This window comes from Pseudomonas sp. MHK4, from assembly GCF_054600775.1.
This window is the reverse complement of sequence record NZ_BAAIAK010000001.1, coordinates 612,538-630,676: the sequence shown is the minus strand read 5'-3', so window position 1 is coordinate 630,676 and position 18,139 is coordinate 612,538. Positions and strand designations below refer to the sequence as shown.

The 18,139-nt window shown below is 61.5% G+C and carries 16 protein-coding genes and 1 pseudogene; 7 read left to right on the top strand and 10 right to left on the bottom strand.

Annotation, left to right across the window (positions count from 1 at the left end; all coding sequences use genetic code 11):
• Positions 1-97 precede the first annotated feature (97 nt).
• From ACYP2Q_RS02675 to ACYP2Q_RS02660, 4 genes are all read left to right on the top strand, one after another.
• Entirely contained in the window at positions 98-952 is an 855-nt protein-coding gene (locus tag ACYP2Q_RS02675) for a shikimate dehydrogenase family protein (RefSeq protein WP_459729048.1), read from the top strand.
• Positions 949-2,724, top strand: coding sequence for an FAD-dependent oxidoreductase (locus ACYP2Q_RS02670; protein ID WP_459729047.1), 1,776 nt, complete (start codon positions 949-951; stop codon positions 2,722-2,724). Before ACYP2Q_RS02675 ends, ACYP2Q_RS02670 begins: the two co-directional genes overlap by 4 nt.
• Entirely contained in the window at positions 2,693-3,013 is a 321-nt protein-coding gene (locus ACYP2Q_RS02665) for an NIPSNAP family protein (RefSeq protein ID WP_419710100.1), read from the top strand. The genes ACYP2Q_RS02670 and ACYP2Q_RS02665 overlap by 32 nt, the downstream gene beginning before the upstream one ends.
• Positions 3,014-3,089: 76 nt before the next feature.
• A complete protein-coding gene (locus ACYP2Q_RS02660; RefSeq protein WP_459729046.1) occupies positions 3,090-4,799 on the top strand; it encodes an FAD-dependent oxidoreductase in 1,710 nt (569 codons plus the stop codon).
• 97 nt (positions 4,800-4,896) lie between these two features.
• On the opposite strand, the gene ACYP2Q_RS02655 is transcribed toward ACYP2Q_RS02660, so the two are convergent.
• Entirely contained in the window at positions 4,897-5,394 is a 498-nt protein-coding gene (locus ACYP2Q_RS02655) for a hypothetical protein (protein WP_459729045.1), read from the bottom strand.
• Positions 5,395-5,479: 85 nt separating this feature from the next.
• Here ACYP2Q_RS02655 and ACYP2Q_RS02650 point away from each other — a divergent pair, with 85 nt between their 5' ends.
• Positions 5,480-6,379 carry a LysR substrate-binding domain-containing protein gene (locus tag ACYP2Q_RS02650; RefSeq protein ID WP_459729044.1) on the top strand — a complete coding sequence of 300 codons (900 nt, stop codon included), beginning with the start codon at positions 5,480-5,482 and terminating at the stop codon, positions 6,377-6,379.
• A 180-nt stretch (positions 6,380-6,559) separates the two neighbouring features.
• Here the strand turns inward: ACYP2Q_RS02650 and ACYP2Q_RS02645 are convergent, their stop codons facing one another.
• The 4 genes from ACYP2Q_RS02645 to ACYP2Q_RS02630 all read right to left on the bottom strand — a co-directional run bounded on the left by ACYP2Q_RS02645 (position 6,560) and on the right by ACYP2Q_RS02630 (position 11,020).
• On the bottom strand, positions 6,560-7,918 hold the full coding sequence (locus ACYP2Q_RS02645) for an MFS transporter (protein WP_459729043.1): 1,359 nt from the start codon (positions 7,916-7,918) through the stop codon (positions 6,560-6,562).
• A 115-nt stretch (positions 7,919-8,033) separates the two neighbouring features.
• Positions 8,034-8,366, bottom strand: a complete 333-nt coding sequence (locus ACYP2Q_RS02640) for an NIPSNAP family protein (RefSeq protein ID WP_459729042.1) — start codon at positions 8,364-8,366, stop codon at positions 8,034-8,036.
• 1 nt (position 8,367) lies between these two features.
• Positions 8,368-10,113, bottom strand: a complete 1,746-nt coding sequence (locus tag ACYP2Q_RS02635; protein ID WP_459729041.1) for an FAD-dependent oxidoreductase — start codon at positions 10,111-10,113, stop codon at positions 8,368-8,370.
• A gap of 76 nt (positions 10,114-10,189) precedes the next feature.
• Entirely contained in the window at positions 10,190-11,020 is an 831-nt protein-coding gene (locus ACYP2Q_RS02630; protein ID WP_459729040.1) for an SDR family NAD(P)-dependent oxidoreductase, read from the bottom strand.
• Positions 11,021-11,398: 378 nt separating this feature from the next.
• Between ACYP2Q_RS02630 and ACYP2Q_RS02625 the strand changes: the two genes are divergently transcribed.
• On the top strand, positions 11,399-12,364 hold the full coding sequence (locus ACYP2Q_RS02625; protein ID WP_459729039.1) for a helix-turn-helix domain-containing protein: 966 nt from the start codon (positions 11,399-11,401) through the stop codon (positions 12,362-12,364).
• A 75-nt stretch (positions 12,365-12,439) separates the two neighbouring features.
• Positions 12,440-12,550, top strand: a pseudogene (locus ACYP2Q_RS02620) (hypothetical protein); the annotation flags it as partial.
• A gap of 39 nt (positions 12,551-12,589) precedes the next feature.
• Here the strand turns inward: ACYP2Q_RS02620 and ACYP2Q_RS02615 are convergent.
• The 5 genes from ACYP2Q_RS02615 to ACYP2Q_RS02595 all read right to left on the bottom strand — a co-directional run bounded on the left by ACYP2Q_RS02615 (position 12,590) and on the right by ACYP2Q_RS02595 (position 18,093).
• Complete coding sequence (locus tag ACYP2Q_RS02615) at positions 12,590-13,138, bottom strand: cytochrome b (protein WP_459729038.1); 549 nt, start codon at positions 13,136-13,138, stop codon at positions 12,590-12,592.
• A 331-nt stretch (positions 13,139-13,469) separates the two neighbouring features.
• Positions 13,470-14,804 carry an APC family permease gene (locus tag ACYP2Q_RS02610; protein ID WP_459729037.1) on the bottom strand — a complete coding sequence of 445 codons (1,335 nt, stop codon included), beginning with the start codon at positions 14,802-14,804 and terminating at the stop codon, positions 13,470-13,472.
• 1 nt (position 14,805) lies between these two features.
• A complete protein-coding gene (locus tag ACYP2Q_RS02605; protein WP_276310309.1) occupies positions 14,806-14,934 on the bottom strand; it encodes a hypothetical protein in 129 nt (42 codons plus the stop codon).
• Between the two features lie 17 nt (positions 14,935-14,951).
• Positions 14,952-16,277, bottom strand: coding sequence for a hypothetical protein (locus ACYP2Q_RS02600; protein WP_459729036.1), 1,326 nt, complete (start codon positions 16,275-16,277; stop codon positions 14,952-14,954).
• 181 nt (positions 16,278-16,458) lie between these two features.
• Positions 16,459-18,093 (bottom strand): amidohydrolase, encoded by a 1,635-nt coding sequence (locus ACYP2Q_RS02595; protein WP_447763589.1) that lies wholly within the window; start codon positions 18,091-18,093, stop codon positions 16,459-16,461.
• Positions 18,094-18,139: the final 46 nt, after the last annotated feature.

Sequence of the window (18,139 nt, the reverse complement as noted above, 5' to 3'; positions counted from 1 at the left end):
GCGATTATCAACTTGAACATCCAGCACCTTGATTGTCCATCTCCCTGCTCGCTTGCACTATCGGCCCCACAACACAGCCAACAAGCGGGAGCATCAAATGATCCAGGGTTCGACTGAACTGGTCGCCATCGTCGGCTCACCTGTTAGCCAGGTGAAATCGCCGGAAAACTTCAACCGCTGGTTTGATGAGCACCAGCAAAACGTTGCCATGCTGGCCATCGACCTTGCGCCGACCGCCCTGCAGAACTTCATCGAGACCTTGCGTGGCTGGCAAAACCTGCGCGGTTGCGTGGTTACCGTTCCCTACAAACAACTACTGGCCGGCCGCCTGGACAGCGTCAGTGAGCGCTCGGCGGCGCTCGGCTCGGTCAACGTGATTCGACGCGAGACCGACGGCCGGCTGGTGGGCGATATCGTCGACGGCGAAGGTTTTCTCAGTGCTGCGCGCCAGCAGGGTTTCAATCCGCAGGACAAGCAGGCGTTGGTGATCGGCACCGGCGGAGTCGGCAGTGCGATTGCTTACTCACTGTGTCAGGCCGGGATCAGTCATCTGGTCATCAGCGACTTGAGCGCGCAGCGCGTCGAGATGCTCGGCGAACTGTTGCGCGACGCCTTTCCCGAGATCGTGATCAGCGCCAACCCTGCCTCGCTGGAGCACTTCGATCTGGTGGTGAACGCCTCGCCGGTCGGCATGGGCGCCACCAGCGATGAAGGCCCGCTGCCGTTGCCGCACGCCCTGATGCAAACCTTGCAAACATCGACGCTGGTGGCCGATGTCGTGACTTCACCGGCCGTTACGCCGTTTCTCGCCTTCGCCCAAAGCCGTGGCTGCCTGATCCAGACCGGCCCGGAAATGGCCCTGGCGCAGCTGGGCAACCTCGGCCACTTCATGGGCGTCACACCGCTGCAGGTCAAACCTGCGGCCGTGTCTTCGACAGGCGATAGACAATGAACATGACTACCCCCTTCCCTGCCGGTTCGGACCTGGCCTACGACGTGATTGTCCTGGGCAGCGGCGCCGCCGGTTTCGCTGCGGCAGTGACCGCCTCTTGCCGCGGCCTCAAAGTCTTGCTGGTGGAAAAGACCGAAGCCTTTGGCGGCACCTCGGCGATCTCGGGTGGCGCGATCTGGCTGCACGACACCGATCAGGCCCGGGCCGCCGGGCATCACCTGAGCGCCGACCAAATGCGCTGCTATCTCAAGCAAGTGATTGGTGCCGGCTACAACCCTGAGTTGATCGATTCCTTCATCGACAATGGCCGCGAAGCCTTACGGTTTCTCGAGACCCACAGCGAGCTCAAATACAGCCTGCGGCCTCTGTCGCCCGACTATTACCCGGACTTGCCCGGCGGCACTCAAACCGGGCGCGCCCTGGAAATCGATGAGTACGACGGACGCCAGCTGGGTGAGCACTTCAAGGACCTGAAGCGACCTCCGGACGGCATGCTGCTGTTCGGCGGCATGATGGTCAATCGCGTCGACATCCAGCACTTCCTCAGCTTCAAGCGCTCGCCGCAATCGCTCTGGCATTGCCTGAAACTGATGGGCCGATATGCCCTGGATCGCCTCAACCATCCACGGGGCACACGCCTGACCGTGGGCAATGCCTTGATCGCACGGTTGGCAACCACCGCCTTTGCCAATGGCGTTGACTTGTGGCTGCGGGCGGCCCCCGAAGCGCTGCTTGTCGAGCAGGGCACCGTAAAGGGTGTGCAGATCACCTGGCGCGGGCAAACCCGCAAGGTATTTGCCAAAGGGGGTGTGGTGTTGGCCATGGGCGGATTTGCGGCCGGTGCCCACGCCGCTGGACAGCGGCCAGCAACGGACTCGGAACACTGGAGCATGTCGCCACCGGCCAATGTAGGTGACGGACAACGATTGGCCGCTTCGGTCAACGCGGCCATCGGCGACAACCTCGCGGCGAACTTCTTCTGGGCGCCGGTTTCGGTACTGCGAAAAGCCGACGGCAGCCTCGAGCGCTTTCCGCATCTGGTGACTGATCGGGCCAAACCCGGCGTGATCGCGGTCAACCGCGCCGGGCGACGTTTCGTCAATGAGTCGGACTCCTACCACTGCTTCGTCGAAGGAATGTTCGCCAACGGCGGCACCAATGCGCCCTGCTGGCTGGTCTGTGACAGCGAAGCGTTGAACCGATACGGCATGGGCCTGGCTCGTCCGCGACCGGTCGATAACAGCGCATTGATCGACGCCGGTTATCTGCTGCAGGCAGACAATCTCGCCGAACTGGCCCTCCTCACGGGCATCGATGCCACTGCACTGGAGCAGACCCTGGCGCAGTTCAACGCCGATGCAGCCCTTGGCATCGATCGTCAGTTCGGTAAAGGCAGCAGCGCCTACAACCGCTACATGGGCGACCCGCTCCACAAACCCAACCCGTGCCTGAAACCGCTGCACAAGCCGCCGTTTTACGCGATTCGCCTGTGTACCGGTGACCTCGGCTCGGCCCGCGGACTGGTTACCAACGGTGAGGCCAACGTGCTCGACCGCAGCGGCGCACCGATCCCCGGCCTGTACGCCGCCGGCAACGAAATGAATTCAATCATGGACGGCACTTACCCTGGTCCCGGCATCACCCTTGGCCCTGGCATCACCTTCGGTTACCTCGCCGCCAGTGATATCGCCGCTCGTCTGGACCGCAGCACAACCCAACAACCCCACACTGGAGAACAGCATGTACTACGAACTGCGCACCTACACGATTAAACCGACCCGCCTGGGTGACTGGCTGGCCCTGTACAAGAACGCCGCATTGGCCGTGCAGCAGGAGCACCTGGGCAACCTGGTCGGCTTCTTCACCACCGAAATCGGTGAGGTCAACCAAGTGGTGCACGTCTGGGCCTACGCCAGCCTCGACGATCGCATGGCCCGGCGCAACGCCATGGCAGCCGATCCGCGCTGGCAGGACTTTGCCCGGCAGAACAAGGAACTCGACGCCGTGGTGACGCTGGAGTCGCGCCTGCTGCGACCCACCGACTTTTCACCGTTGCAGTAACCGTCGTCCGGTCGCGCCGCTTCCTCCGGGGAGCGGCCAGCCCCTCTCCACCCAAAAAACAACAACGGAGGTCGCCATGAGCGTCTTGCCGTCGACTGAGGTCGACAATCTTGCCTGCGATGTCCTGGTCATCGGTTCCGGCGCCTCGGGCCTGGCCTGTGCCATTACCTGCGCCGAGCTTGGCCTCGACGTCATCGTGGTGGAAAAGGAGCCTGTGCTCGGCGGCACCAGTGCCTGGTCGGGGGGCTGGCTGTGGATCCCCCGCAACCCGTTGGCGGTCGCCGAGGGGATAGTGGAAGAGCTTGAGCAGGCGAAGATCTACCTGCGCAATGAACTGCACAGTGATGTGCTCGACCCACGCATGGAGATGTTCCTCGAACAAGGCCCGAAGATGGTCGAATTTTTCCAGCACCATACCGAAGTGCAGTTTTTCTCCGGCAGCAGGATGCCTGACTTTCATGCCAGCGAAGGACATGCCAGGGGTGGTCGCTCGCTCTGTGCCCTGCCGTACGATGGTCGTCGGCTGGGTCCCTGGATCAACAAGCTGCGGCGTCCGCTGGACCTCATCAGCCTTGCCGGAATGGGTATTGCCGGTGGCGCCGATCTCAACCATTTTCTCAATGCGAGCCGATCTGCATCCTCAATGCTGTATGCCGGCAAGCGCCTGTTGCGCCATGCCCGTGACCTGATGTGCCACGGCAGGAGCATGCACCTGGTGAACGGCAATGCATTGGTCGCCCGGCTACTGAAAAGTGCACTGGACCGTAACGTCCGCCTGCTGACGGATTCGCCGGTACAGCTGTTGCTGCAGGAGGATCAGCGTGTGGTCGGCGCACGTATCGAGGGCAGCGCACGCCTGATCGACATCCGCGCACGACGTGGTGTGGTGATGGCCTGCGGCGGTTTCCCCCATGACCGACAGCGGATTGCCCGGCAGTTCGCCCATGCCCCGGATGGCGCCGGACACTTGAGCGCTGCGCCCAAAGGCAATACCGGTGATGGTTTACGCCTGGGTGAAAGCGTCGGCGCTCGCGTTGCGTCCGACTTGCCCCATGCCGCTGCCTGGGCACCCGTCTCTCGCGTGCCGCGAGAGGACGGAGGTTTCAGTGGCTTCCCCCATTTGATGGAGCGGGCGAAACCGGGTTTTCTCGCGGTGCGTCAGGATGGTCGACGCTTCGTCAACGAGGCAGACTCCTATCATGACTACATGTGCGCACTGTTCGATGCCTGCCAACCTGGAGAATCCCCGGTGTCCTGGTTGATCTGCGACCACCGGGCCCAACGGCGCTATGGCCTGGGCTGGTCCAGACCCTTTCCATTCCCGACTGCGTCCTATATTCGCAAGGGCTATCTGTTCAAGGATCCGACCCTGACGGGACTGGCGCGCCAATGCGGGATTGATGCGCAACAACTGGAAGCCACGGTCAACACGTTCAATCAGTATGCCGAGAAAGGCTGCGATCCGCAGTTCCGGCGCGGTGAGTCGCTGTACAACCAGAACCAGGGGGAGATTCTCCATGGCCCCAACCCATCCCTTGGCAGCCTGCGGCAAGGACCGTTCTACGCCGTGAAGCTGGTGCCTGGCAGCCTCGGCACCTTCGCCGGGCTGCATACCGATGCCTGTGCACGGGCATTGGACCACAACGAAGCGCCGATTCCCGGGTTATTCGCCGTGGGTAACGATATGAACAGCATCATGAACGGTTTCTACCCCAGCGGTGGCATTACCCTCGGGCCGGGCATGACGTTCGGTTACATCGCAGGAAGGACACTTGCAGGGCTGTGAGATTGGGAAAAAAGAAACGAAGGCTAAAGGCACTGATCCGACTGTCTTGCAGGGAGTTTCTTTTACAGGCACCGATCGGCCAAGAGGAGCCGTTTGATCAAGGACGGTTTACGGTCAAATCTTCGGTTAGCGCGGTCTGTGTCCCAGCTTGATGAGCGGCAAACTCTTCAGTTCCAAACCTCTGTAGCTCCAGGCCGATATTACTCAGTCTTTCCAAGCGGGCGCTTTCTCCCAACACATAAGGCTCCTGGTCTTGACGCGCAAGAAAACCCTGATGCATCCGTACCTCAAAAATTGTCCGTGAAACCCCGTTAATACTTTCTACAAAGGATGTTGAAACCGGTGAGCGCTGAACGCTTGTTTGATGTACCACGGCCCCCGCTCCCGTTTCCGTTCCTCGAATCCTGAGCAATGCCCATTCTTTTCCAGGTGAGCCAGACATGACCAGTTCAACGGTGACGCCTCCATTCCCTTCGTAACCCCGTACGATTGGCCTTTCCAAGCTTGGGGCGGCATAACAATCATTGCCCGCCCAAAGCCCTGCCACTTGAGCGATGAAAACCAATGGCGAAATGAGCGCTTTCAAACACGACATGCTGCTATCTCAATGAATAAGGAAGCGCAGCATAGAAAACCCCGAGCTGTTGACCTATAGCACTACTTATCCATAAGCTGTGCATATGACGTACAGCTCAGACGATATTTTCCCTCCCTTCGAAGCCCTGCAAGCTGCCCTTGCCGCCGCCCGAACCGGTTCTTTCACTGCTGCGGCAGCGGAACTGGAAGTTACGCATGCGACCATCAGCCGACGTGTGGAAATGGCTGAAAAATGGTTTCAATGCTCCTTGTTCGACCGCCATGCGCGCGGTGTCACCGTTACGGCCACGGGACAAATCGCGCTGGCCAAAGTCGCTCATGCCTTCGAACAACTCAAACATGCGCGACAGCCCCGACCCGTCGGCCAAACCTTGCCCATCGTCAAATTGGCCACAACGTTATCTTTCGCGCGTTTCTGGCTAATCCCGCGCCTGACCAAACTGGAAGGTACGACTCAGGATTTACGTATCGAACTGGTCACCTCAGCGCTCAATGCCAGCCTTTCCTCAGGCGAGGTCGATCTGGCCATCAGATACGGGCGTGGGCAATGGAATGACGGAGACGAGGAGCCACTATTCGAGGAGTCGCTTTGCCCCGTGGCGTCACCCGAAGTCGTCGCCAACAATGAACAGCTGTTGTCCTTGATACAGGAAACTGCGCTGCTACACACCGGCGACACGACACTGTGGCGAGCGTGGATGATCCATCACGGCAAACGCCTGCCTTCCAAGCCCACCGACAGGGTGATGGGTGACTACGCCCTGGCAATCGAAGCCGCCCGCTCAGGACTGGGCATCGCACTCTGGAATCCGGCGATTCACTCGCTTGATGCATTCGGTGGACAATTGGTCGCGCTGAGTGAGTTGAGCTGCCCAAGCCCACTGAGATTCTTCCTGCTGTCGAAGCCTGGCCCGGCTCATACACCGCCAATGAGGGTTCGGTCGAGGCTTCGCCGGTTGTTGAGAGAAAGTTTCACCTTTTGAAACCAAGGGACGCAAACGTCCCTTTCGTACTGATTCAGGTGCTCCAATGAAGGGTAGCTAATGGGTCGAACTGCGACCACCGCTCGTTGTGGCTGATCCACCCTTGTCCTCCATCAACATGGAGGACGCGTCATGCGAAAAAGACCGGCGCCGTTTTGGGAAAAGATTTCGCCGCGTCAATCAGGGCGCCGACACCTGCAGCGCCTGTCGTTGGGAACTGCGCGCGTGCTGGCGACACTGGGTGTAGATCGCCAGCGCGGCCAGGCCGGCAGGGATCACCAGGGCGGCGAAGATCTGCTCGAACGACCAGTCCAGCGTCATCATCTGCGCACCGGCGAAGGCGCTGAGGATGGCGCCGAAGCGACCCACTCCACTCATCCAGCTAGCGCCGGTGGCGCGCGCCTCGGTCGGGTAGAAACAGGCGGCCAGCGCGTTCATGCCGACGCTGGCGCCGTTGAGACAGAAGCCCACCGCCCAGGCGACGGCGCAGAGCACGACCAACTCGTGGATGACGTGGCCGATGGCGAAGATCACCGCGCCGCCGAGCAGGAAGGTCAGCATGATCACCCGGTAGCGGCTCCAGCGGTCCATCGCCCAGCCCACGCTCAGCGCACCGACCGGCCCGCCGATCTGGAACATCGAGGTGACGATGGCGGCGTCGGCGACGCTGTAGCCGCCGCCCTCCTTGACCAAGGTCGGCAGCCAGCTGCTGAACAGGTAGACCAGGAACAGCGAGAGAAAATAGCCCGTCCACAGCATCAGGGTGCCGAAGCGATAGCGCGGCGACAGCACGATCCGCGCGGGACTGCGGCTGACCGCCGGCGCTTCGGGTAGCGTGAAGGTGGTGTTGGCGTTGGTGCTGCCGGGCGCCAGGCGCTCGATGATGCGCCGCACCCGTTCGGCCGGCGCGTTCTTCGCCACCAGGAAGCTCACCGACTCCGGCAACTTGAACAACAGGATCGGCGCGACGATCAGCGGCAACACGCCACCGAGCACCAGCACGCTCTGCCAACCGAGGTTGGGGATCATCCACGCCGAGAGGAAGCCGCCGCCGGCGGCGCCCAGGGAAAAGCCGCAGAAGGCCACGGTGATCAGGAACGAACGGCTGCGCTCTGGCGCGTACTCCGACACCAGGGTGCTGGCGTTGGGCATCGCCGCACCGAGGCCGAGGCCGGTGAGGAAGCGCAAGGCGACCAGCATGCTGACATCGGTGGAAAATGCCGTGGCCAGCGTCCACAGGCCGAAGAAGAACACGCTGCAGACCAGCACTATCCTGCGCCCGTAGCGGTCGGCGAAGGGGCCGGCGACCAATGCGCCGACCGCCAAACCAATCAGCGCGGCGCTCAGCACCGGGCCCAGCGCCTGCGGGCTGAGGCCCCAGTCCATCTTAAGCTGCGGGGCGATGAAGCCCATGATCGCCACATCGAAACCGTCGAGGGCGATGATCAGGAAGCCGAGGAAGATGATCCACTTCTGATAGCCGCCGAGCGGCCGGCTATCGATCAGTTCACGCACGTCCAGCGTTTGCGTTTTGTTCACAGCAGTCACCTCTCAATGTGGGTCGCCAAAGGGGAAGGGTCGCTTTTACGACCTCGCACTGTCCCCGTCCCTTCTCGCGCTCTTTAACCAAAAACGGGCGGGGATAACGAAGGCCTCAGCGCCCCGCCAGCGCCCTGAACCGCACCGGTTTGATGATCCGCGTCTCCTGGGCAACGATCAGGTGCTTGGAGGCCTGCAGGTACTCGTTGAACTCGGGGTCGCTGTCGCGCGCGCAGCTGCGTTTCTCGAAGTCGCCCAGGCTGTCGTAGCCCCACAGGTGCACCACCTGATTCAGCGGGCCGATGCTGCTGGTGTAGAACGCCAGCGGCGCGCCCAGGTGCTTGAGCAGCAGCGGCATCGCCAGGCGGTCGAACACCTCGAGGAACTCGGCCATGCCGCGTGGCTTGATGGTGTAGATGCGATGGTCGACGATCGGCTTGTGGTTCATCTCAGGCCACCTCGCTTTCGCTGGGTTGCACGCTGCGGGCGGCGTCACCCAACGCCAGGTGGCGGCCGGTAATGTAGCCGAAGGTCATGATCGGGCCGAGGGTGATGCCGGCGCCGGGGTAGTTGCCGCCCATCACGCTGGCGCGGTCGTTGCCCACCGCGTAGAGGCCGGGGATCGCCGCGCCGTTGTCGGTCAGCACTGCGCCTTCAATGCTGGTTCGCAGGCCGTCGAAGGTGCCGAGGTCGCCCATCAGCACCTTCAGCGCGTAGAACGGCCCTTCGCCAAGCGGCGCCACGCAGGGGTTGGGCTTGTTCTCGGGATCGGCCAGGTAGCGGTTAAACGTGGTGCTGCCGCGAGCGAACTGGCCGTCTTCGCCCTGCACCGCGCCTTGGTTGTACTCGCGCACGGTCTGCTCGAGGCCCGCCGCGTCGAGGCCGGCGTTGCGCGCCAGTTCGGCCAGCGTCTTGCCCTTGGCCAGGTAGCCGTTGCGCACTAAGGGTGCCAACGGCATCGGCGCCGGCTTGGCGTAGCCGAGACCGTACTTGGCGATTGTACGACTGTCGCAGATCAGCCACATGGCGGTCTCGCGCTCGCCGGCACAGGCCTCGATCATCGCCGAGCCGACGTCGTGGTAGGAGTTGGATTCGTTGGTGAAACGCTTGCCTTTACGGGTCACGCCGATCACCCCCGGCTTGTAGCGATCCAGCAGGTGCGGGAAGGCGCCGAACTGGCCATTGCCCATCGGCACCTTGGACACCGGCATCCAGGCCGCCGGCTGCGGGAAGCGGATATCGACCTGGCCGCCGACCGCCTCGGCCATGCGCGCGCCGTCGCCGGTGTTGCCGCTCGGCACCGGCGAAAAGTGTTCACCGCCGCGCTGCAGGTGCGGGTAGGCCTGCTTGATCCGCGCCAGGTCATGGGAGAAACCGCCGCAGGCGAGCACCACACCGCGCCTGGCCTCGATCCGCACCTCACCCTGCGCGCCGTTGACCAGCGCGCCGCGCACCCGGCCCTGCTCGACCAGCAACTGGTGCGCGCCGGTACTGGTGTGCAGCGGGATACCCAGATCCAGCGCCGACTTGGCCAACCGCGCAGCCAGCGCGTTGCCGCTGGTGACCTGCACGCCACGACGATACAGCAGCAGCTCCTTGACATGGATGGCCAGGCGCTTGGCGACGTAGAGGAACGAGGTCACCGACTTGGTGGCGTTGAAGAAGTGTTTCAGGTCGGCGTTCGACGAATTGAACATCATGCCGATGAAGGTGATGGTCTTCAGCGGCGGACGCAGGCGGTCAATGTCCTTGCCGAGCTTACGGATGTCGAACGGCGCGGCGAGGATCGAACGGCCGATGTCGACGCCGCCGCCGATGTGCGGATGGTAGTCCGGGTATAGGGTCGGCACGAACTTGACCTCGGTTTCGCGCTCGAAGAACTCGATCATCTGCGGGCCGGTGTCGAGGAAGGCGTCCACCGCCGCGGCGTCGAAGCAGGCACCCGCCTCGTTCTGCAGGTAGGTGCGCGCCGCGGCGCGGCTGTCCTTCACGCCATTGGCTTGCGCATGCGGGTTGCCGGGAATCCACAGCACGCCACCGGAGAACGCGGTGGTGCCGCCGAAGTGGGCTTCCTTCTCAATCACCACCACATCGAGGCCGTGTTTCTTCGCGGTGATCGCGGTGGACAGGCCGCCGGCGCCAGCGCCGATCACCAACACGTCGCATTGCAGGGTGGAAGCGGTTTGCTTGCTCATGATCTATCTCCAGGCGCGAGCCACGTGGCTAGCGCCATAAGGTGCGCAGCGCGCACCGATACCAAATTGGGAAGGCTCAGCGATCGAGCGGCGACTCGTAGCCGGGACGCGGGATCAGCGCCATCAGCATGGATTCCAGGCCGCCGTCGACGGTGATCTCGGCACCGTTGACGTAGTCCGAGCGCGGGCTGGCGAGGAACAGCGCGGCGTTGGCGATATCCTGCGGCTCGCCGATGCGGCGGTTGGCGGTCATCGCCTTGCGCTGTTGCTCGACCTTGGCGTCGGCGTAGAAGGCGGCCGACAGCGGCGTGCGGATCAGCCCCGGGCAGATGGCGTTGCTGCGCACCCCGCGCGGCCCCCACTCGGAGGCCAGTTGGCGCGAGAGCATGCTCACCGCCGCCTTGGCCGCGCTGTAGGCGCCGCTCCAGGTCTGCGGATAGTGGGAAGCAATCGAGGCGATATGGACGATGCGCCCGGACTGGCGCGCCAGCATCGAACGGCCGAAGGCCTGGGCGCAGAGCAGGTAGCCGTTGAGGTTGACTGATAAAACACGGTTCCACTGCTCGAGGGTGATGTCTTCCAACGCCGCCGGTTGCAACACGCTGGCGTTGTTGATCAGCACCTCGCAGGTTCCGTACTGCGCTTCGACCTGGGCGGCGGCGCTCTGCACGCTGGCCGGGTCGGCGATATCGCAACCGATCACCGGGATGCCGGCACCGGTCAATTGGGAGAGCTCGCCGGCGAGGTCGCGGCACCTGACTTCATCGCGATCCAGTAGCACGACGCGCGCGCCTTGCTGGACCAGTGAGGTGGCGATCTCGCTCCCGATACCGCCAGCGGCGCCGGTGATGACGCACACGGTATCTTCGAGAGCGAGCCACGAGTTTTGCGCTTGGATTTTGGTCATTGTTATCTCCAGCGTGATAGGCACGAAGGCGGGCCAGGACCCGCAAGGCATTCCGAAAGGCGAAGGTGGAACTCGGCAGCCCCTTCACGTGGAACAGATCTTATGACCGCTCAAGGCAGCGGCAGAATGGACAAAACCCACAAGCAGCCAGACATTTTCTACAAAACGTCCAATCCCTTGCGCAGCCGATAAAGGCTCACACGAGCGCGTGAACGCGAGGCTTTGGAGGATGGCTTGAGCGTAGCGATACCCGGCATTCAGGCGTGGTTGGGTAGCGCTGCGCGCAAGCCAATCTACGCACCCGGCGGGCGGGTTTGCCTAGAGGTGGAAGTCTTCGCTATGGTAAAAAAACCATCTCGCCTGCAGACCAGAACAACAATGAGCAAGATTCCCAACTACGACCTCTATGGCGAAACCCCGCAGCCGGTGTGGCACGAAGCGCTGCACGTCGAGTCGATCTCGACGCGTTCCGGCGCCTACAACTGGGAGATTTCCGCGCACCGCCACGACGGCCTGCTCCAGATCCTCTACGTCCAACAGGGCGCTGGCGAGGTGCTGATGGACAGCGCGCGGGTGCAGGCGCAGGCGCCCTGCGTGATCGTCATTCCCGCGCAGATCGTGCATGGCTTCAACTGGGCCGGGCGGGTCGAGGGCCTGGTGATAACCTCCGTACAACCGCCGCTGGAAAGCATCGCCCGTACCCTAGCGCCGAACCTGATGCCGTTGCTGCAGAGGCCCCAAGTGATCCCTCTGCCGCGTTGGAGCGGCGCCGAAGACCCGTTGCTGCCGCTGTGCCAGCAATTGCGCGAGGAGTATTTCAGCCGCGAGCGCGACCATCAGGCCTGCAGCATAGGACTGTTGATGGCACTACTGATCCACATCTTGCGCTTCGCCGGGGTGGACGCCGAGCAGCCGGTGGCCGCGATCAGCCGGCGCAGCCAGCAGGTCAAGGCGTTCCGCGAGTTGGTCGACAGCGACTACCGGCAACACCGCCCGGTCAAGGTCTACGCCAGCGACCTCGGCGTCACCGTCGCCACCCTCGGCCGCCTGTGCCAAGAGCAGTTGGGCATGACGCCAATGGCGGTGATCAACACCCGCCTGGTGCTGGAAGCCAAGCGCGAACTGGCCTACTCGAGCCTGAGCATCAAGGAGGTCGCCCATGACCTCGGCTTCTCCGATGTCGGCTACTTCAGCCGTTTCTTCCGCAAGAACAGCGAGCTGAGTCCGAGCGAGTTTCGCGAGGCGTCGCGACGCGAACAGCCTGCCGCCGGCCCTGTGTGTAGCGAGCGAAGGTTAGACAAGGCGAAAACAAGCGAGGGTGCGGAGGTTACGAGCTGTAAATGAGCAGCCCGAGCCTGTTTTCAACGCCGTATCACCGAGCGCAGTAGCTTTCGCACGGCCTGGAATTGACGACGTCATGTCGAGCGCCAGAGCGCCGACTACGTGCTCGGCCGGATCCGCACCGGCGTGCTCGAACAGGGCATGGTCGAACTGCTGCGCGAGGCCGGCGTCAGCGAGCGCATGGATCGCTAAGGCCTGGTGCATGACGTCTTCGAACTTTGGACTCGCTTACGAATTACGACCAGGCAGCATGCTTTTCAACACATCATCTTTTTCAACGAAGTGATGCGTGAGCGCCACGAGGGCGTGTCCTCCCACCAAGGCTCCGCATAGCCAAGCAACATAGGTATGAATCGATTTTGCCAAGTCATAAAGCGATTTGTCAGGACCGACCATAGGCGGTAACTGAAAAAGCCCGGCCACGAGGATTGGTTTATCTGCCACAGAGCTCCAATACCAGCCAGAGAGTGGTATGCCGATTAGCGCAATTGCATAAAGCATCAAGTGACCAAAGAAAGCCCCCCGCTTCATTAACGGGCTCATCGCCGCGGGCAATGCCGGCGCCGGGTGAGTGAGCCTCCATGCGATACGCACGACAATCAAAAACAGCAGCGTACTCGCCATCGCTTTGTGCAGGAATGTCAGCTCATGATGCGCATTGAACTCATCACGCCAGTGAGTGGCCAGAATGCCAATGAACCAGGCACCGATCCAGAGCAACGCCATCCCCCAATGCAGCCACTTTGCAGTACTGGTGTAACTCTCTGCTTTTGCCATCCCGTTAGCCTTTTCAGTTCAATCGTAGATGGATTATTGCCTCGATAACCTATCGAAAAAAAATTATAATTACTGCTTATAAAAATCGAATAGCTCGATACATTCCACTCAGAACCCCCCGGCTGCCAAGCTTTCCCACCTTCAAAAGAGAGGGTCAGCCATGGGTCGTTTCTGCCCGTGGCGACAGGCAACAATCGGCCAATTGCGGTCATTGGCAAACAGTCGCACTTGGGTACTAGCGATACCTTGTTCCTGACAGCTATTACTCCTTTCCCTCCACCAAACCTCTCAACTCCGGGCAGTTATATAAAAATCTTCCAAAACCACCGGGCTACCCCCGTGCGCGCTCGCTCATGTTCACTTCCGGTGCGGGGTGGCGGAAGCCGCGTGTCAGCCAAACAAGGTAAAACAAACCGACCGCCAGCCAACAAAGCCCGATGGTGATCGCTGTCGTACTCAGTTGGCTGACCAGGTAGAGGTTCACGCACATACCCAGCAGTGGAAACAGCAGGTAGCCCAACAGCCCGAGGTGCCGGGTTCGGCGGGTGCGGTAGAAGTAGCAGATGACACACAGATTCACCGCCGTGAAGCCGAGGAAGGCCCCAAAGTTGATGAACGAGGTTGCCATCTCGACCGTGATGTTCAAACCGATCAACCCGATGACGCTGGTAAATAGCAGGTTGAAAACCGGTGTTCTGGTCTTGGGGTGCAGCGTACCGAACAGCGGTTTTGGCAGAACATCTGCCCGTCCCATGAAGTACAGCAGACGGCTGGTGCTCAGCTGTACGATGAGACCAGAGGCAAACCCGGAGACGATGAAACCGAGGTTGAGCCAATCCGCGAAGACTTGTCCGCCGACTTCAACAGACATCAGGTAGGAAGCGATCTGCGCGTCTTCGAACACGCCTGTGGGATGTACCAATTGCATGATGTACGCCACTAGCGCAAACAACAGCCCCGCGGTTGCCATCACCAGCACCACGGCCCGTGGAATGTTACGTTTCGCGTCGCGAGTGTCCTCGGCCATGGTGGTGACCGCGTCGAAACCGAGATAGGAATAGGCTGCCACGGCGGCAGCCGCCGATACACCGACGAGCGTACTGCCGGCGTTCCATAGCGGCTCAGTCAGGGAGACCGGTGGCTCATGCCCGAGGAAAATCAGGCAAAAAACCACAAACAACAATACTAGGACGATACCCAATCCAGTCAGCAACTTGTTCGTGCGATCAGCCAGGCTCAACCCCAAGATGTTGACCAAGGTCGTCAGCACGATGTTGATTAGCATCCAGGCCCACACGGGTATCGCAGGGAACTGCACATTGAGGAAAACCGACTGAACCAGCCAGGCGACCATGGGCATGAACAGGTAGTCGAGCAGGATCAACCAGCCGACCAGAAAGCCCAACTGGCTGCCCAGCATTTGCCGGGCATAAAAATAGGCAGAGCCGGAAACGGGAAAAAGCCTGGCCATCTTGGCGTAGCTCAATGCCGATAACAGCATGGCGCCGGTGGCCAGCAGGAAGGCGCTGGGCGCGGTGCCTGAACTGACCTGGGCGATGACGCCGAAAATCACCAGCACCAGGCTGGGCGCCATGTACGCCAGACCGAACAGCACCACAGAGGTCAGACTGAGGCTGGCGGTCAATTTGACGGGATTATTGGACATCTCAAATCTCCATCCCGAGGGTCAGGGCGATGAAGAAAATGGGTTCGGCACTGAAGCGCCCGGTTACTGCGTTGATCACGGCGATAGTCCTGTGGTTGATGAACGCGGACGCAGCCGAAAGCGGCCACATCCACACTCGGGTTTGGCTCAATAGTGGTAGGAGATGAACATTTCGACGGCACTGAAGTCGTCGTTGCCGTAGGTTTCGCGGGCCGCCGCCAGGGGCTTGACCCAGTTGTACGACACGCTGGTATAGACACTGGCGGTCGGGGTCCACTCAAGGAAAACGACATTCTCGTCGGCGAAGCGTCGGTCGCTGACCGACACACCGTTGAGCACTTTTTCATCCAGGCTGAACTGGTAATGAATGCCGCCCAGGCTAACGGTTGGCGTCAGGTGAGTGCGCAGCGTCCACTGACTGACGCGCTCGTTGCTGTTGAACAGCAGGTAATTGCCGACGACGTCGCCAATCAGCCAGGTGCCCCAATCGACGTAGCCCTTGCTGAGTGGGTCCCAGGCTTTCTTCTTGGCATCACTGGGGTCGTCGTCACCGGAGAAGTAGGCATAGCGATAACTCAACAGTGGCTGCAACGCCACTGAGGGGAACGCATAGTCGGCCTGGGCGTACCAGGCGCTGGCGTCGTAGTCGACGCCGGCACCGCTGCCGCGCTCGACCGCGTATTCGCCATGCAGCGTCAGGTCATCCAGGCCGGGCACCTTGCCCTGCAACGCACGCAGGTTGTAGACCTGCATCCCCTCGCGCGGGTTCTGGAGATTGGCTTCACGGTCCAGGGAGTTGACCTTCATCGCCATGGCCCCCAGCGTCACCGCACCGGCCAGGTCGTAATCGACGTTCAGGCCGTTCATGCGAAAGTCACCCAGATCGTCGTCCGTGCGCAAGCTGAAGGCCTGGGCGCTGAGGTGATCATGGCCATAACGCACGATGGCGGAGTCGCGAAACGCTGTGCGCGGGCCAATCCAGTAGGCGCCATCGTTGAAGAAATCGAGGTTGCCATCCATGACGATGAAGCCTGTGCCGACCTTGAAATCCTGGCGCCCGGCGCTGAGCGACCAGTCCCCTTGACGAATACCGGCATAGGCGGCTTCGATGGACAGATCATGATCGGAACTGCGGGTGTAGCCGCCGGCGTCACCGTCGCCAAAGGTCGCGGCCCCTACCGCCGATGCGCCACCGAAGACTTCGAGGTCCGGATCGAGTTCATAGCTGAGCGTCGTGCCGGGCTTCACATACATTTCCTGCCAGTCGGCACGCTCACCGGTGTTACGGCCGTTGCGCAGGTCTACGCGCCCTGCTCCGAAGTTGACGTTGCTGGCGTTGATGTTGGCCACGCCGGCAGCCAGGGTCGCCTCCCCTTTGACGTCCCCCGCCTCGAAGGCATAACCCGCAAAGGCACACTGGCTGATCAACGCGCCAAGTGCCGAAAACACCCGCACGTGAGTGATGAAAGACATACTGATTTCTCCCGATTGTTCTTGTTGTATTGGCAAATCTGCTGCCTGCGAATGCGTCCACGGCTGCGACCGCCCCCCCGCCGCGAATCAAGCGCACTCACTAACCCCCCGGGCCTGGCGGCCCGAAACAGAGGTCGATGTGAATGGATTGGCGTGGAAGGCCCCGTTCAGGGGCGATCAGTCAGCCGAAGTCTGGAGATCGATGGACTTCTTGCCCTTCCAGCAGGGTGAGTAACACCTGGGTCTGAGCGATGTCGCCGGGATCGATTTCGAACAGGTTGCGATCGAGCAGGATCAAGTCCGCGTACTTGCCGACGCTAAGGCTACCGGTGCAGTCATCGCGCCAGGCCGCATGGGCGGCATTGAGCGTGTAACCACGGATGGCGTCCTCGATGCTGATGCGATGTTGCGGGTTGTGCACCGGGTCGTTTGGACCGGCACCGAGGTTTTGACGAGTGACGGCCGACTGCAAGATCTCGAACGGATCGTAGGTACTGACGCCCCAGTCACTGCTCATCATGCAGGTCACGCCTTTACGCACGAACGCACCGATCGGGAAGATCCACTGGCTGCGTTCCGCGCCCAGCATGGCTTCGGCGATGGCGTCGGCTTCGGGTTGCGGCTGAGCCCACAAGGGCTGGAAATTGGCCAGGATGCCCAAGGACGTAAAGCGGGGAATATCCGCCGGTGCCACGACTTGCAGGTGGGCCAATTGGTGTCGCGAATCCCATTGGCCATTTTGCTGTCGGGCATGCTCGATCCCGTCCACGGCAGCACGGACCGCGCCGTCGCCAATGGTGTGGACGTGCAACTGGAACTTCTCCCGATCAAACGCTGCAAAGCAGGCGTTGATTTGTTCCTGGGTAAACATCAACTCGGCATTCCCACCGGTGTCGCAACGCGGTTCGAGGAACACCGCGGTACCACTTTCCAGCACGCCGTCGAGGAAGAATTTTGCCGAGTGCAGGCTGACCCGGTCGCCCCGGTAGGTTTCGCGCAGGTCCTTGAGTTCGCGCAATTGCTCGTCCAGCGGCTTGTGCGCGAAAACTTTCGACGTAGCGCGGACCCGCAGGGTCAGGTCACCGCGATCATGGGAGGCCTGGTAGTTCTTCATGTAGTTGCGACTGACCATGGCATCCAGCACGCCCGTGATGCCGCGACGGTTGAACGCCTTGCTGTAGTGCTGCATGGCCTCCAGGTACTCTTCGTCCGTGTACCCCGGTGCGATGCGGTTCATCGCCCAAATGGCATCCTCCAACAGCCAACCCTTGGGGGCACCGTCGGCGTTGCGCACATAGCTACCGTTCGCGGGATCGGGGCTGCCCACTGTAACCCCGGAAATCTCGAACGCGGCGCTGTTGGCCCAGCCGTTGTGGTAGTCGTTGGCTAGCATCAGTGCTGGGCGCCCTCCCGTCACGCTGTCCAGTAATTCCTTGGTGAGTTCGTCCGGGCTGAACAGACTGGGGGAGAATCCGACGCCACGAATCCAGGCCTTACCGGGATGGCGTTCGGCAAACTCGCGAATGGCGGCCAGCAGTTCGTCAAGGTTGGTGGCGGCGTACAACGACGCGTTGTGATAGAGGTCGGCACTGCTCAGTTGAAAGTGCACGTGGGTGTCCTGCAACCCGGGCAGCATCAATTGCCCTTGTGCGTTGATGCGGCGCGTCTCGACGCCGGCCATGCGTTCGATGTCCACGTTATCGCCCACGGCGACGATGCGCCCTTGATGCACGGCGATGGCCTGGGCCCTGGGCTGGCTCGGGTCCATGGTGTGGATGTCGGCGTGGGTGATGATCAAGTCTACTGCGGTGGTCATGGTAACTCCGGTCAAACGGATTTTTGTTGTGTAAAGGGTCAACACA